The organism is Acinetobacter sp. V110_1 (assembly GCF_031798975.1).
GTDB classification, from domain to species: Bacteria; Pseudomonadota; Gammaproteobacteria; order Pseudomonadales; family Moraxellaceae; genus Acinetobacter; species Acinetobacter nosocomialis_A.
The window spans coordinates 1-16,140 of the sequence record NZ_JAVQNN010000022.1; the positions used below are offsets into that span (position 1 = coordinate 1).

The window sequence follows — 16,140 nt, forward strand, 5'->3', positions numbered from 1 at the left end:
CGTTTACGTGTGGTTTATTACGTTCAAACTTGGCTTTAGCCATGATGATCTTCCTCGTTTACGTCGAACCAACTACAAATGGCACTGAGCTAACTCAGCTTATCGACATATCGCCTAAAAAACAGACACCCAATACTTGAAAAGCAGACTATATAGCCTGCTTTTTGAAAACTTTGTGGAAATCCACTCAAACTTTAATATCTGGAGCTCTTATCGAGATTTGAACTCGAGACCTCTCCCTTACCAAGGGAGTGCTCTACCACTGAGCTATAAGAGCGACTATCCTTCGATGGAGCGGGAGACGAGGATCGAACTCGCGACATGCAGCTTGGAAGGCTGCCGCTCTACCAACTGAGCTACTCCCGCAACGTTGGTAATAACCACTTCATTCGAAGTTTAGGATGGTGGTGAGAGAAGGATTCGAACCTTCGAAGCTTTCGCAACAGAGTTACAGTCTGCCCCCTTTGGCCGCTCGGGAATCTCACCAATATCGCACTTATCTACAGTGCTGTTCTTTACTCATTCAACTTAACACTTTAAAATGGTGCCGGCACACGGATTCGAACTGTGGACCTACTGATTACAAGTCAGTTGCTCTACCAACTGAGCTATGCCGGCGTTTCTTAGTGTTTCGTACGTTTCGTATCGGAACGGTGTGCAGTTTAGCAAAACTTCCAAACGATGCAAGCGGTTTTTTTAAAAAAACCGCTAAAAACTCATAAAATCAATCCGTTTGATGATAATTCAACCGCTTTGATCACTGCGCGAGCTTTTATTTGGGTTTCATTCCACTCAGATTCTGGATTTGAGTCAGCAACGAGCCCTGCTCCAGCTTGCACATACACTTTATTATCACGGATAACGCAAGTACGGATTGCAATCGACATATCCATTTCACCATGCCAACCTAAATATCCCACTGCTCCACCAAAGACACCTCGTTTCACAGGCTCTACTTCATCAATAATTTCCATTGCACGAATTTTTGGGGCTCCCGATAACGTTCCTGCTGGGAATGTCGCTTTAAACACGTCAAGCGCGTCGATATCATCACGCACTTCGCCTTGTACATTTGAAACAATATGCATGACATGTGAATAGCGCTCAATCACCATTTGATCCGTTACTTGGACCTTACCTATTTTTGATACGCGTCCCACATCATTTCGACCAAGATCAATCAACATTAAATGTTCAGCAATCTCTTTTTCGTCAGAAAGCAAATCTTTTTCCAGAGCAATATCTTCTTCTTTAGTTTTACCGCGTGGTCTGGTTCCCGCTAAAGGCCGAACTGTAGCAATGCCATTTTCTAAACGAGATAAAATTTCTGGTGAAGAACCAACAATATGAAATGGTTTCTTATCAGTAATCGTTTGCCCTTGAACTAAAAATAGATAAGGCGAAGGATTTAAATGACGTAATGCACGGTAAACCTGTAAAGCTTCACCATCAAAATCAGAAACCATGCGCTGCCCTGGAACAACTTGCATCACATCACCAGCACGGATGTATTCTTTAACTTTTTCTACTGTCTCTAAGAATTTTGCTTTACCAGTAATAGATTCAAAATGAGGAGGTGTATGTGGCTTCGCTTGTAAACTGACTTGTGTAGCCAACAGTTGTTCTAATTGATCTAATTTTTGCTGTGCATCAGCATAGGCATTACTCTGCTCTGCATCCGCATGAACAATTAAAAATAACGTATCTTTAAGATTGTCAAAAACGATAACTGTTTTTGAAAGCATCAACCACAAATCTGGAAGCGTAATTGGATCGGCTGTAGGAACATTCTTTAAACGTGGCTCGATATAGCGGACTGCATCATAACCCAAATAACCTACTAATCCGCCAGTAAAGGTTGGCAAATCCGGTAAGAGCTCGGCTGGAGGTACTTTAAATTGTTTTTGGAATTCACGAATGTATTGGAACGGATCTAGACAATCTTGTTGTGTAATTGACCCATCAGCATGCTGTATAGATAAAACACCAGCATTGCAGGAAAAAACTGTCGATTCACCCAATCCGATCATAGAGTAGCGCGCCCAATTCTCTCCACCCTCAACCGACTCAAATAAGTAAGCTTGTGTTTGGTCTTTAAAGCGGGCAAAAACTGATAATGGGGTTTCTGTATCTGCCAAGCGTTGGCGATAAACTGGAATAGTGTTGTAGCCAGCAGCCTTAAGTTGCTCAAATTGCGCTAATGTTGTCATGAATCATCTCTAATATGGTTTCGATTTAAAAGTGTGTTTTTCTAGATTCGATTTAGACACGCCATCGAAAAACCATACGCTTATTCATTCTTATCTCCATTTTCTTCATTAGACAATTAACTCAGCAAGACTATCAACAACTTGCTGAGGTTGGCAATCATAGATATTTTCTCCATGATTATAGCCATAGCTAACCACAATACAATCAATTCCGGCACGGCGTGCAGCTTCAATATCATTACTTGAGTCACCAATCATTAACGATTGTGAAGCAGATGTTTTTAGGCTTTCCATGCAATGTAATAATGGCAGTGGGTGTGGTTTTCTTTCAGGTAAGCTATCTCCTCCAAGTACAACTTGGAAATAAGGAGAAAGCTCTAATGCATCTAGTAACCCTTGAGCAAGTTTGACAGGCTTGTTGGTCACACATACCATTTTAATATTCAAAGTTTGGCAATGTTTTAAAAATTCAGGTACACCAGGGTAAATTTGAGTATTCACACAAAGCTCTGCACCATATATGTCTAGAAACTTTTGCAGTAAAATTTTATGTTGTTCAGCATCTAGTTTCCCAAACAAATGAAGCAAGACACTTTCACAAAGTTTTGAAGCACCCTTACCTACCCATTCACGTATTTGTGCTTCTGTTACTAATGGCCAACCGAGTGTTTGCAGACTTAAATTCATAGACCGATATAAATCGGCAGCGGAATCCACCAAGGTTCCATCCAGATCAAATAAAATTAAATCGCGCTTACTTAGTTGTGCAACAGACATTTTCTTCTACTCAAAATTAAAAAGGCATGCGTTTAGCATGCCTTGATTGTAAAAGCACCAACGAATTATTTAAAGAATAACCATGCTAATACAGCCAAAATCACTAAAATAATAATAGTGATTAAACCAATCGAAGCATTCTTCTGTTGTTCTTTTTCTTCAGCAACACGAGAAACAGGCTCATCAAAAGTAACAGGTGATGGTTGTTTTACGTTGACATCCACACCCTCTGGAATAGGTGCAGGCTTTGGTATAGAAACATTCTGCGGCATACCATCGCGACGAACTTCTGTTTCTGCAGCACGCTCTGCAAGGCTTGGCATTCCTTGATCACTTAAGTCTTGTGTTGGTGCAGCAGTTTGCACTGGTTCTGCTTCGATTTCAGGTAAATCGATATTTTCTTGAGCAGGTGCTAAAACTGAGAATTTAAAACTCGCAAACTGAACAATATCTCCATCATGAAGCTGCTTTTCTTGCTCAATACGAATATCGTTTACAAACGTACCATTTGATGAATTAAGGTCTTGCACCCATAACAATTGGTCTTTTAAAAGCAATGCTGCATGGCGACGTGAAATTTCAGCGGCCTGTAATAGCAAATCGGCATCTTGGTGACGTCCCACCAACATATCACGATCAACACTAATTTCTTGACCAGTAAATTCACCAGTAATTGCTTGTAGTTTCCAAGTCATGCCTATGTCCTATTCATTTTTTATCAATCATAACATGCTACTACGGCGCTGTGCTTGGACGCAGTGTCGTAGTTGTTACTGTATTTTTAGTTCGATTCACTTCTGGATCAGGCAATTGCAATGTCTGCTTTTGAACTGTTGGCTCTACTGCTACAGGTGTTATTACTGTCGTCGTTTTTCCGCCTGAAGGAACTTGTTGATAATTTTTTGGCTGAGAAATAATACCTGGAGGTGTCATTTTTTGATTGTAAACATCATCAACCTGCTCAGGTAGTTTTGCAAAATTACCGTTCTTATCCATAGCTAATTGCAGGCTATACAGCTGGTTATAGCGCTGCTGAGTCAAACGACGTACATCATTTGCGTCACCAACAATCGTCGGGTGAATAAAGACGAGAAGATTACGTTTTACATTACTTCTGTTATCTGATCGGAACAATCGTCCAACATAAGGGATACTGCTTAATCCAGGTATGCCTTGTCTTGAAAGTGATGTGTCATCTGATACCAAACCACCAAGCACTACAGTTTGTCCATGTTCAGCTAAAACAGCCGTTTTAATAGCACGCTTACTCGTCACCAAGTCAGCTGCTTGTCCACGACTATCTTGAACAGCAGAGACTTCTTGCTCTACCTCCAGACGAACCGTACCGCCTTCACCGATATGTGGAACAACTTTTAATGTCACACCAACATCTTTGCGTTCAACAGTTGTATAGGGATTGATACCTGTACTATTGGTAGTGACCGACCCAGTGACAAATGGAACGTTCTGACCTACAACAATATAAGCCTCTTCATTATCCATCGTCACGATAGATGGTGTAGAAAGTAAGTTTGATTTTGTATTGGCTTTGAGAGCCTGAATTAATGCACCATAGGCCTTACGAGAGTTATCAAAATTACCCAATCCTAAAGTTGCACCATTACCTTTATTAGCTCCATTAGCGATAGCAGATGCAGCTCCAGCCGAACCACCCGATAAATAACCAGCAGCGATAGAAGATAAACTCGCCCCTACATTACTAAAGCTAAGTAAACCAATCCCACTAGATAAATCACCGAGTGCCCATTGAATTCCAAGTTGATCTGCATCATCTCCAGAGACTTCAATAATTGCGGCCTCAATAAGCACTTGTTGACGGCGAACATCTAGTTGTTGAATCGCTGATTCAATTTCACGCATTAATTGTGGATCAGCCTTAACAACCAATGAGTTTTGGGCACTATCTGCAATAATGCTTACACCATTTTGGCTAAAGCTAGAGATATTGTTCTGATTATTATTGTTTGAATTACCATTTAGGTTAATTGATGGAGTAGATATTGAACTGCCATTTGAACCCGATGTATTTGAACTAGAGTTCTGGTTATTCCCAATCAAATTATTCATCGAATTCGATGAGTTAGATGAATTCTTATTGTTACTCGATGAAGATATTGCCTGACCAGTGACTAAACCCTGTAAAATTTCTGACAAGCTTTTAGCACTTGCGTATTTCAAACGGAAAACTTTTAAGCCACCTAAACGATCAGCAGAAGGCACATCCAGCATTTCAATCATGTGGCGAATACGCTTACGTGTTCCTGGATCGCCTTTGACTAAAATACGGTTGGTTCGATTATCAGCAATAATACGAATACGAGCACCACTGAAATCTTTCGATGCTCCTGTTGCACTCATCGCTTCAAGTTGAGTGATAATTTCTTCTGCTTGGCTCGACTGAAGGTTGATAGCTTCAATATCGTTCTGCCCAGTTCCGTCTAAGTTACGGATAATATTTTCAAGCTGATAGATATTTGCCGCGCGGTCCGAAACAATTAGTGCGTTAGTTCCTGCAATCGCAGCCATATGCGCAAATTGAGGCATTAAAGGGCGCAGTGCTGGAATTAAGTCATTTGGATTGGTATTTTCAAGCCAAATCACTCGTGTAACGATTTGGTCACCGCGAACCTTATTTCGAGAATCGTAAGGAATTCCTGAGTTTTTAACATTGCTATCTGGCACAAGCTTAATCGTATTACCAGAAGGAATCGCAACGACCCCATTTACATTTAAAACCCCAAGAAATAGGTCATAAACCTCATCTTTATTTAATGGTTTATTCGAAATGACTGTGACATTACCACGCACTCTTGGATCTACAGCGAAGTTCTTTCCTGTAATGTCTGCAACTTCATTAATAAAGGCAGTTAAGTCAGCATCACGTAAATTGATCTTCCATGTTTGGGCATAGGCACTGCTACTCACTGTCGCAATCAATGGGGCTGCTGCAAGTAATGCCCAAAGTGGACGTTGATGATTCAATAAAGCCATAACTCGCGATATTTCCTAACTCTTATGGTGACGTGTTATCACTAAAAATTTTGTTGTATGGTCATCACTTGATCACCACGTTTTATTTCTATTTTTACTTGTCCTGCTCTACGAGCTTGTTCAAGTAATTGCACATCCGTTTGCCCTTGCCCAACCGTTTGACCATTTAAAGAGACAATTCGATCGCCAGGCCTTAAACCTAACTTATTTCTAAGCGCAGACGGTGTACGTTCTGTAACTTCATAACCTTCACTTGAGTTGCCACTGACCCCCATATCTTTGAGGTACTGCTCTCGGTTACCTTGCATCTGCTGAATCGCTTGCCCTAGAGCCTGTTGAGTCGTATTTACAGGTGCCGTAGGTTGAGACGGTGTAGCAGCAGGTTGTTGTTGTGAAGCATCTGGCGTCATAGGTTGATATAAACCATTTGGCAAACCTTTAAACTCAAGTTCGCGAGTACTGCCATTTCCTTGACGCAATACCACATGATCCCAATAAACTTCTGCCAGTTGGTAAGAAGTAGAACCAATAGTTTCACCAACTCGATAACGCTCAGCAGTATTATCAATTTTAATAACAGCTGAAGAAAAGCGGTTTGGATAACCCACCATCACGCCTTGTAATTCTAGATTCACATTTTCCTGAGCCGCATTGGCAGAAGGTTCATTAAAAAGTGAAAAAGTACTAATGTTTGGTATTTGTGGCTGCTGGGAACCGAGTTCTACCCGATCAAACTGCATCATTTGTGGAGGGGCAATCACCAACCAAAAAAATGAAGCCAATTTCCAACACAACCATAAAATTAAAATGGCTAAGACGACTACACTGAGTCGATCTAATTTTTGCCATTGTAATTGCTGTAATTTATCAAGCCATACTTTCATTAGTTACCACCTTGTAATAATGGTTGGCGAGAACTAATGACAAAAGTATCTAAACCAGCTTTTCCGTCATAAGATGGAACATTAAGCAATAAACGCTGTGTGAGTTGAACATCAAGCATCATATTGGCATCAAGTAAAAGATTCGCCATTTTTTGATTTCGCTGATCACGGATGTCAACTTGTAGCTGTCCATTGTGGTCAGCCAACTGCCCACTTAAAGAAGGCATGTTCATACGATCTTGACGATCACCAATCGTATAAACTAGTGCTCCGCCACCCCAATGCAATTGCCCATCAACCGCTGCAAAGCCCTGCTCTTTTTTATAATTAAGTTGGATATCTTTAAGTTGAATACTGTTTACAGGCCATTGCCAGTTCACAATCTGCTTCAGTGTTTCTGGAGCAACTTGACCATTCATATTTCGTACAATTACTTTTTTGCCAAAACCATATGCCATGATTCCTGCTAATTGCGTATTACCACTATGAATATCAACATCTGCAGCAAAGCGTAATAAAAGTAAATCTAGCGGTCTGGTTTTCCAATGGATGGTTCCTCGTAAAGCACCACGATGCCAGTCAGCTTGCCCCTGCCAGATATTGCCACTTACATTATGGACAGTTTGATTATTCTTTGAAAATTTAGAGATAAGCCAAGTCGCCGGAATCTGTAAAATAATAAAAATTAAAAATGCAATGAGGGCAAAAAACCACCACTTCCATTGCTTAGACTTTTTCTTCATTCAGCCTTACCAACATGCAAATTATCGTCCTTATATGAGAGTTCCTCTCTAGTCTGACATTATGCATACTTTTTCAACATCGCCAATTCACTTCATATAAAAAAACCAAGCAATCAGGCTTGGCGTCTTCTTAAAGACTATAAGTTGTACGTATGACAAAATCATGAAAATTGACGATTAATCTTACTAAATGCAAATTTAGTCTCAACAATGTATTTATTTAGGAATTTAAACACCTTATTGAATACTTTATTTTTAAAATAAAAGTTTTAATTCTTTTTAAAATAAAAAAGCCAAGCTAAATCGCTTGGCTTTTTAAGAGGCAATACGATTAGATTAAGAAATCTTCAAGTTTTGCACCTTTTTCAATTTCAGCAACTAACCAACGTGGTTGTTTACCGCGACCAGTCCAAGTCTCTTCAGAGTTGTTTTTGTTACGGTAGCGTGGCTCTACAGATTTACGTGTTGTTTTCTTACGTTTTTGAGCACCAAACTCAAGAAGTTGTTCAACACTAAAACCTACATTTTCTGCAATCTCGATAATTTGATTATAAGCATCTTCAATTGCTTGATCTTTTTTGCTTGCAATTAAAGCTTCTGCTTCTTCTTGTAAGCGTTTTAACTCTTCAACAGATAATTCACTAATATCCGGTTTCATTAATAAATACTCCAGTCTTACAGACAATTCAAATAATACAGACAAAATTTAAAAACATTAAATCATAACCAATAGTATTTATAATCTATTCAATAAGCAATAGTTTGAAAGACAAGTTCGTCAGAATAATGCTATAAATTTACTTTTTAATTACATTAATAATTATAATTGAAATATATTTTCTTAATATTTATTTAAGCTAAATGTATTAAGTCATGTCCTACTGATTTTTCTAATTCAATAATTTTACTTTTTACTTCATTTGGTATTTCACATTTTAATCCTGTCATTTTATCTATACAGACCATTACAGCTTCACCTGTAGCAACGATTTGCTGCTGTGCCTCACTCCATAATATATAAGCCATACGGAATGCACTATTGCGCATCTCCTCTACGCGAACCCCTACTTTTAATACATCTGGATAAAACACGGGTTTTAAATATTTGCACTGACTTGAAGCAACAACAGTATATATATTTGGGGTCAATATATTTACATTTTCCATATATAAAATACGTGAGCTTTCAATATATCTATAATACTGTACATTATTGACATGACCAAAAGCATCCATATCTCCCCATGCTACTTTCTGGTCGTATATTACAGGGTAGACAGACAGTTCTTTCATTTTTACCTCAAATTTTAAATTTTAAAAAATTCGCATCATTTTCAAAGATTAGGTTTAACTGTTTGATTAACTCATCATCTTCTTTTAAGGTTGATTTAATACGTAAATAGCTCATTAAAATATTATCTGGGTATAAACTTAATAATATTTCTGCTTCAGCTTGACGCTCAGTTGCCATGTAAACATGCCATTTTGCAAATGTTAAAACCGGCAAACTCATATATTGAGATTCAAATTGATTAATCTTTTCCTCAACATCCGCATAGTCAGGAACCTGCTTAAGCAATTGCTGCTGAAACCACAAATAAAACACTTCTGGATCAAATTGCTCTTTGAGAAGATGCAAAGTTAATGTTTCATGCTGAATACTCATTTCCGGCATACGCGCCAAGAGTTTTAGCCATAGTAATTTACTGCTATAAGGTCGAGTTTGAATTTCAGACTCTAAATCTAGATAGCGCTGTTGCAGCGCATGTAAGTCATCAACTGAAGCTTGATCGAACTGTTGAAGAAGTTGCTGTAACCATAAATCACGATGCTCAGCGTCTAATAATCCATATTTCATCGAACGCAAATATAACCATGGTTGCTGTAAAGCAAGCTGTCCCCATAATGCGGTTAATCGCTGTTGATATGCGGTCTCGATCTCTTCAAGCCACGGCGATAATTGATGCTGATATAAAAACTCAAGATGAGTTAATGCGCGCTCAGCTTCATTTTGAGCTAAAAATATTTCAATACGCTGTAATTCTGCCAATTCAAAAGCCATAGGCGGAGACTGATCCAAAGCATCTAATGCTTTTTGATAATCTCCACTTAAAACCAAGAACTTGGCATCAATAATATTTTTTAAAAGCCCTGATTGGGTAAAAACCCGTTCGATAAAGACGCGTTGGTCTTCGGCAGCTTCTAATAGCCAGACGATACCTAATTGCTCATAAGGATGAAGATTTTTAAACTGAAAAATATTTTCTCTTTTTCTTTGTTCACGAGAAGAATAACGTTTAATCCACAGCCATATTAACTGAGCAATAAAACTCATCACGACAAAAGTAAGGACTAATCCCCACACATTTGTTTGCAATTGCAATTGGCGCCAGTAGATATAGACATAACCCATACCGTAGCCATAGCTCAATAAAGCTAAGGCCGCAAAAAGTACCAAGCTAATGACAAGATAAACCCACAGGAGATGTTTCATATGTCCTCCTTATGAGCCAAGTAGGCCAAGAGTCGATAGTTTAGGCACAGGCACGATAGATAAGTGAGACACTTTAGCAATACGATTTTTCAACTGCTGACTGGTCGCATCTGGCATTTCATTTAATTTCTGCATTACTGATTGCAGCTCATTTTGATACTCTGCCATTTTTCCTTGATTTAATGCCTGCTCAGCAATTAATAATCTTAATTGCACTTCTTTAAGCACCACACTTCGATTCATTAAATTAATAGACGGCGTTTCTACTTTTTCAATGCGGAACCACTTCTTCCACCAAGATACCGACTCGGATTGGTCCATCTCAAGTTTAGGCCGAGCCAATGCTTGCTGAATATTTTTATCAATAGTTTGTAGTAAATCATCAATCAATTGATGACGCTGGTTTTGAGCAATTACGTATTGTTGTATGGCCTGTTTATCCTGTTCAATTGCCTGATTTAAGCTGTGTTGCAATGCTGGGGCAATTTCATATTGAGGCAAGGATTGTTGTAGTTGAGTTAAATGATCCACCGCATAAATAAACTGCTGTTGATCAATCGCAAACTGAATTAAATCTAATTTTTGCTTAATGACTACCGTTGGCGTAATACCAGAATGAATAATCTCATTATTTGTTGAAGGTGCTGTTTGAACATCACTACTCGGCTGGGACTGTATTTGTCTTTTTAAAGCCACCAATTGATCATTCAAATTGGCATATTGTTGTTCCGATTGCAGTAAACTTTGCTGAAGCTCTGGAACAGTACGAGAAATTTGCCACATATCGTAACTGAGCTTAGCCAACCAAGCGATGCTCAGCAAAATGATGATAGAAACAAGTTTTCTCATACAAATCCTTATAATGCCTGAATGTGATGAATCATCCCCGAAGGCGATAAATTTTCAAGTTGAATAATGTGAAAATGAGCCTGTTGCTGATCGCGATATTTTTTAACAAGTTGAAAAAGACGTGGTCCTAAAACCAAATATACACAATCAGGTTGTACATTATTTTTTAAACAAAGCTCTAACCAATATTTCCAGCTTGCCTCACTGGTAATTAAGACAAGCCATTTTTCTAAATTATAATTTGAATTCTGTGTCAGATGTTTGAATGTTGAATATGAAACTTCTGGGCACTGCCGATGATATAAAACAAAATTTAAAATCTGAATTCCTTGCTGTTGCAAAGTATCCATCATAAATTGACGGCCGCCTTCTCCCCTCCAAAAAGCCACGCTACCCGTTTGCGGCATATTATAGAGAATAGGTAGACTAAGCATACCCTCGGAAGTTTCCACATCCGGAACATGCGCATCAATTCCATATTCATAGAGACGATTCGCCGTAGCTTGTCCGACCGCAATCCACTGAATATGTTTTAAGTCATCTAGCTTTAAACCACTTTGCGTTAAGTACTGCATACCCACATCAACCGCAGTAGGACTCACAACAACTATCGCTTGTGCCTCTGTCAACTGCTGATAGAGTTGAAAGAGTGAATCTGAAAAAGGTTGAGCAACCAGTTCTAAAAGAGGTAAAGACTCGACCTGATACCCCTTATTTTGCAAAGCTTCCGTTAATTCAGCTGCACGTGAGTCAGGTCGGGTATTAATAAACAACATGGCTTTAGTAAAGAGCCTTTAATAAATCGCCCGCACCTTGTTCAAGTAAGTTTCGAGCAAGGTTCTCACCTAATTGCTGAGCATTATGAGCTTCATCTGTCATTTCAGCACGTAATAATGTTTGCCCATCAGGACTACCTACACGGCCTTCAATATGAATTTTGCCATCTTGTAAGGTTGCATAACCTGCAATTGGTACCTGACAACCACCTTCAAGATAGGCATTAAATGCACGCTCAGCACGTACACACACATCAGTCTCTGGATGTAAAAGAGGCTGTATTAAAGCTAGTACTTCTTGGTCATCTGCACGGCATTCCAAACCAAGAGCCCCCTGTCCAACAGCAGGTAAGCTTACATTTGGCTCGATACAATGACGAATACGTTGTTCTAACCCTAAACGCTTCAAACCAGCGCTCGCCAAAATAATCGCATCGTATTGACCATCATCTAGCTTAGATAGGCGAGTTCCAACATTGCCGCGCAAATCAATAATTTGTAGATCTGGACGTTGTTTTAAAATTTGTGATTTACGACGTAAGCTTGATGTGCCAACTCTCGCCCCTTGCGGTAAGTCAGCAAATTTTTCAAAAGTATTTGAAACAAAAGCATCTAATGGGTCTTCACGTTCGCAAATAACTGCCAGAGTTAAACCTTCTGGTAGTGCCATTGGCACATCTTTCATTGAATGTACAGCGAGATCCGCACGACCATCTAAAAGAGCGGCTTCCAACTCTTTAACGAACAAGCCCTTACCACCAATTTTTGCTAAAGGTGTATCTAAAATTTTATCGCCCTGCGTGACAAACTTGACCAACTCTACCGTTAAATCTGGGTGAAGCTCCTGCAAACGGGCACGAATATGTTCTGCCTGCCAAAGAGCAAGTGGGCTTTGTCGTGTAGCAATTTTCAAGGTTTTCATAAATTCAAGCATGGGCTGGTCAAACAATACACCCTAAACTTAACTTGATCCCTTAAAATTGCAAGTAAAATCTCACCAGCAGAAATAAGACAGCTGCAAGTTAAAGCTGATGTATCCGCTCTCTAAGCGTAGATAAATGGCGACGGCTAACGGAAAGTCTTTCATCAAGACCTCGCAATCGAACCTGATATTGGCCTGAGCTGACAAGCTCTAAACCATCCAAATAAGCAATTGAGACCAAAGCGTTTCGATGAATACGGATAAATTGATCTGCAAATTCAGTTTCAAGTTCTTTCAGTGTTTCATCAATTAATACACTGCCATTTTTATGACGTATCGTGACATATTTCTGATCTGCCAAAAAGTAATAGATATTTTCAACAGGAATCAGCTCAACCCCACGGTAGGTTTTAGCAGCAATTTGATGCCTTTGTGTTTTTAAATCCTGTAAAAGTTCAGGGTTTGGCAAGGCATTGAGCTGTGCTTGAGTAAGTTGGGGTAACTGCTTAAAAACTTGCTCAAGTTCTACTGGATCAATTGGTTTAAGAAGATAAGCTTGTGCTTGTGACTTAAATGCCTCCAAAGCATGCTGATCATAGGCTGTGCAAAATACAATAGCAGGTCGAGGTTTAAGCTGACTTAGCTGCTCCGCACAGACGAGACCATTCATACCCGGCATTTGGATATCAAGTAAAATCACATCCGGTTGATGAAGCCGTGCCTGTTCCAAGGCATCTTGGCCATGATGAGCTGTTGCGACAACCTCATGTCCCATCTTTGAAACTAAACGTGACAATCGTTCCACTGCAAGTGGCTCGTCATCACAAATTAGCACCTTCATTCATCCTCCTTGTCACCGTTAACTTGGTCCATTTTTTTATGGTTAACTCTGACTGACTTATTATTTTGATTGGTATTGATAGCTCATAATAGTGGTATATAAAGTTTCACCCTTATACACCTGGAACCTAACTGAATTCCCATAATACGCTTTCAAGCGCTGCTTAACATTTTCAAGAGCGATTCCATGCCCTTTCCGTGATTTTATTGTATCGTCTGTATAAGGGTTGGTAATGACTATACTGACCTGATTTTGCAATATTTCAACCAATACCCCAATGGTCGCTTTACCCATCATTGGTTCCACCCCATGAAAAATACTATTCTCTAACAAAGGTTGTAATGTCAATAAAGGAATCGTGACCTGCTTTAATTGCAAAGGATCAAGCTCCACTTTCCACTCGACTTGTAAACGCTCACCTAAACGTATTTGTTCAATCATTAAATATTGTTTACTGAGCTCAATTTCTTCATGCAAGCTTACCAATTTTAATTCTTGAAAACTCGCTCTAAATAAACGCGACAGACTAATCAGCATACTTTCTGCTTTATCTGGATCTATCGTAATTAAACTCACCACATTATTTAAACTATTAAATAAAAAGTGAGGATGAATACGGGCCTGCATAGCCTGAATACGGGCATTTAACTCTGCATATTGTTGATGTAACCATTGTTCCCGAACATATAAATAGCGCAGACAAAATGCACCGAGTAATATTCCATAACTTAAATATAACGGGACATTGGTAAAATAAATGCTCCAGTCCTGCGCTATAACTGTTGTTCTTTTCAAAATTCCAAATTGAAAAAAATTGCTTATTAGGGTTGTCACTACCACAATCGCTTGCAGCATAACAAAGCCAATTGCCAAAGCATATTTTTGCTGAAGCTGACTAAAAAAATTTTGAAAATATTCAACTAAGGCAAAAAAAGACAAAATCACCCAGTTAATAAAAATCATATATTGTAAAAGGCGTGACCCGCTTAAAGCATGCCAAGATTGCGCTTCAGCCAATGCTAAAACCAGTGCCAAAACATTACTTGCGATAATTAATTCTAATAAATGTTGCCAACGATCAATTTTCGTAAAAAAATAGGAGGAATTTTGATTTCGATATGCTGTAGAAAACAACTTTGTTTGTTGAGCTTCGGCAAGTGATATACTCTTTTTTATTTTACTGAGCCACCATGACCACATCTTCAAATCCCCCTAATTCAGCAGCCCCAAACCAAACCTCTGGTATGTGGGGTGGTCGTTTTTCTGAAGCGACAGACGCTTTTGTAGCAGAATTTACTGCCTCTGTTCAGTTTGACCAACGTTTTTATAAGCAAGACATCGCTGGTTCGATTGCGCATGCTACCATGCTTGCGAAAGTTGGCGTACTGACAGAAGCAGAACGAGACGACATTATTGAAGGTTTAAGCACCATTCGCGCAGAAATTGAAGCTGGAAACTTTGAATGGCGTATCGATCTTGAAGATGTTCACATGAACATTGAATCACGTTTGACTCAACGTATTGGCATTACAGGTAAAAAACTTCACACTGGTCGTAGTCGTAATGACCAAGTTGCAACTGATATCCGTCTTTATCTACGCGACGAAATTGACGACATTTTGGGCTTATTAGAGCGTTTACAAAAAGGCTTGTTAGGCTTGGCTGCCAAAAATGTAAATACCATTATGCCAGGCTTTACACACCTACAAACTGCTCAGCCTGTAACTTTTGGCCATCACTTATTGGCATGGTTTGAAATGTTGGTTCGCGATACTGAACGTCTTCAAGACTGCCGTAAGCGTGTTAACCGTATGCCTCTTGGTTCCGCGGCTCTTGCAGGTACTACCTACCCGATTGACCGTGCTTACACAGCAGAATTACTTGGTTTCGAAGCGGTATCTGAAAACTCTCTCGATGCTGTATCTGACCGTGATTTTGCCATTGAATTTAATGCAGCCGCATCTTTAATCATGATGCATTTATCACGCATGTCTGAAGAACTGATTCTTTGGACTTCTGCACAGTTTAAATTTGTGAACATTCCTGACCGTTTCTGTACTGGCTCGTCAATCATGCCACAGAAGAAAAACCCAGATGTTCCAGAACTCATCCGTGGTAAATCTGGCCGTGTATTTGGTGACTTAATTAGCTTGCTTACGCTCATGAAAGGTCAACCATTGGCATACAACAAAGACAACCAAGAAGACAAAGAACCTTTATTTGATGCAATCGATACAGTTCGTGGTTCACTCATGGCATTTGCAGACATGATTCCTGCATTGGTTCCGAATATTGAAATCATGCGTGAAGCTGCACTTCGTGGATTCTCGACTGCAACTGACCTTGCTGACTACTTAGTGAAAAAAGGCGTTGCGTTCCGTGATGCGCATGAAATTGTTGGTAAAGCTGTTGCATTAGGTGTTGCTGAAGAAAAAGATTTATCAGAATTAACACTTGAGCAATTACAACAATTCTCTGACTTAATCACAGCAGACGTATTTGATAAAGCATTGACACTAGAAGCTTCGGTAAATGCACGTGATCATATTGGCGGAACTTCACCAAAACAGGTTGAAGCTGCAATTGCTCGTGCCCATACACGTCTAGAACAGTTATACGCTTAAGGATACAA

At 39.3% G+C, this 16,140-nt stretch carries 15 protein-coding genes and 4 tRNA genes; 1 reads left to right on the forward strand and 18 read right to left on the reverse strand.

What is annotated here, in order from left to right:
* Positions 1–202: 202 nt before the first annotated feature.
* The 18 genes from RMA95_RS08890 to RMA95_RS08975 all read right to left on the reverse strand — a co-directional run bounded on the left by RMA95_RS08890 (position 203) and on the right by RMA95_RS08975 (position 14,708).
* Positions 203–277, reverse strand: a tRNA-Thr gene (locus RMA95_RS08890).
* Positions 278–290: 13 nt separating this feature from the next.
* Positions 291–366 (reverse strand) — tRNA-Gly (locus RMA95_RS08895).
* A gap of 36 nt (positions 367–402) precedes the next feature.
* A tRNA-Tyr gene (locus RMA95_RS08900) sits at positions 403–486 on the reverse strand.
* Between the two features lie 56 nt (positions 487–542).
* A tRNA-Thr gene (locus tag RMA95_RS08905) sits at positions 543–618 on the reverse strand.
* 98 nt (positions 619–716) lie between these two features.
* Positions 717–2,210, reverse strand: a complete 1,494-nt coding sequence (gene trpE, locus RMA95_RS08910; protein WP_311070193.1) for an anthranilate synthase component I — start codon at positions 2,208–2,210, stop codon at positions 717–719.
* A 108-nt stretch (positions 2,211–2,318) separates the two neighbouring features.
* Complete coding sequence (locus RMA95_RS08915) at positions 2,319–2,987, reverse strand: phosphoglycolate phosphatase (RefSeq protein ID WP_311070194.1); 669 nt, start codon at positions 2,985–2,987, stop codon at positions 2,319–2,321.
* A 65-nt stretch (positions 2,988–3,052) separates the two neighbouring features.
* Entirely contained in the window at positions 3,053–3,682 is a 630-nt protein-coding gene (locus RMA95_RS08920; protein WP_311070195.1) for an FHA domain-containing protein, read from the reverse strand.
* A 40-nt stretch (positions 3,683–3,722) separates the two neighbouring features.
* Positions 3,723–5,999 carry a type II secretion system secretin GspD gene (gspD, locus tag RMA95_RS08925; protein ID WP_311070196.1) on the reverse strand — a complete coding sequence of 759 codons (2,277 nt, stop codon included), beginning with the start codon at positions 5,997–5,999 and terminating at the stop codon, positions 3,723–3,725.
* Positions 6,000–6,040: 41 nt separating this feature from the next.
* A complete protein-coding gene (locus RMA95_RS08930) occupies positions 6,041–6,883 on the reverse strand; it encodes a type II secretion system protein N (RefSeq protein WP_311070197.1) in 843 nt (280 codons plus the stop codon).
* Positions 6,883–7,626 carry a type II secretion system protein N gene (gene gspN / locus RMA95_RS08935; protein ID WP_311070198.1) on the reverse strand — a complete coding sequence of 248 codons (744 nt, stop codon included), beginning with the start codon at positions 7,624–7,626 and terminating at the stop codon, positions 6,883–6,885. Before gspN ends, RMA95_RS08930 begins: the two co-directional genes overlap by 1 nt.
* 331 nt (positions 7,627–7,957) lie before the next feature.
* The gene (locus tag RMA95_RS08940) at positions 7,958–8,284 is read right to left on the reverse strand and encodes an H-NS family nucleoid-associated regulatory protein (protein WP_002053185.1); all 327 of its coding nucleotides are present in this window, start codon (positions 8,282–8,284) and stop codon (positions 7,958–7,960) included.
* 194 nt (positions 8,285–8,478) lie between these two features.
* Positions 8,479–8,919 carry a thioesterase family protein gene (locus RMA95_RS08945; protein WP_263612760.1) on the reverse strand — a complete coding sequence of 147 codons (441 nt, stop codon included), beginning with the start codon at positions 8,917–8,919 and terminating at the stop codon, positions 8,479–8,481.
* Between the two features lie 7 nt (positions 8,920–8,926).
* Positions 8,927–10,120: a heme biosynthesis protein HemY gene (locus RMA95_RS08950; RefSeq protein WP_263612759.1), complete on the reverse strand. Its 1,194-nt coding sequence runs from the start codon at positions 10,118–10,120 to the stop codon at positions 8,927–8,929.
* A 9-nt stretch (positions 10,121–10,129) separates the two neighbouring features.
* A complete protein-coding gene (locus tag RMA95_RS08955) occupies positions 10,130–10,969 on the reverse strand; it encodes a hypothetical protein (protein WP_311070200.1) in 840 nt (279 codons plus the stop codon).
* An 8-nt stretch (positions 10,970–10,977) separates the two neighbouring features.
* A complete protein-coding gene (locus tag RMA95_RS08960; RefSeq protein ID WP_311070201.1) occupies positions 10,978–11,745 on the reverse strand; it encodes a uroporphyrinogen-III synthase in 768 nt (255 codons plus the stop codon).
* Positions 11,746–11,749: 4 nt separating this feature from the next.
* Positions 11,750–12,667: a hydroxymethylbilane synthase gene (hemC, locus tag RMA95_RS08965; RefSeq protein ID WP_263614937.1), complete on the reverse strand. Its 918-nt coding sequence runs from the start codon at positions 12,665–12,667 to the stop codon at positions 11,750–11,752.
* Positions 12,668–12,767: 100 nt separating this feature from the next.
* Entirely contained in the window at positions 12,768–13,508 is a 741-nt protein-coding gene (locus RMA95_RS08970) for a LytTR family DNA-binding domain-containing protein (RefSeq protein ID WP_311070202.1), read from the reverse strand.
* Between the two features lie 60 nt (positions 13,509–13,568).
* Positions 13,569–14,708: a sensor histidine kinase gene (locus RMA95_RS08975; RefSeq protein WP_263612755.1), complete on the reverse strand. Its 1,140-nt coding sequence runs from the start codon at positions 14,706–14,708 to the stop codon at positions 13,569–13,571.
* Between RMA95_RS08975 and argH the strand changes: the two genes are divergently transcribed.
* A complete protein-coding gene (gene argH / locus RMA95_RS08980; protein ID WP_087605894.1) occupies positions 14,699–16,132 on the forward strand; it encodes an argininosuccinate lyase in 1,434 nt (477 codons plus the stop codon). The two genes, RMA95_RS08975 and argH, sit on opposite strands and share 10 nt — an antisense overlap.
* Positions 16,133–16,140 lie beyond the last annotated feature (8 nt).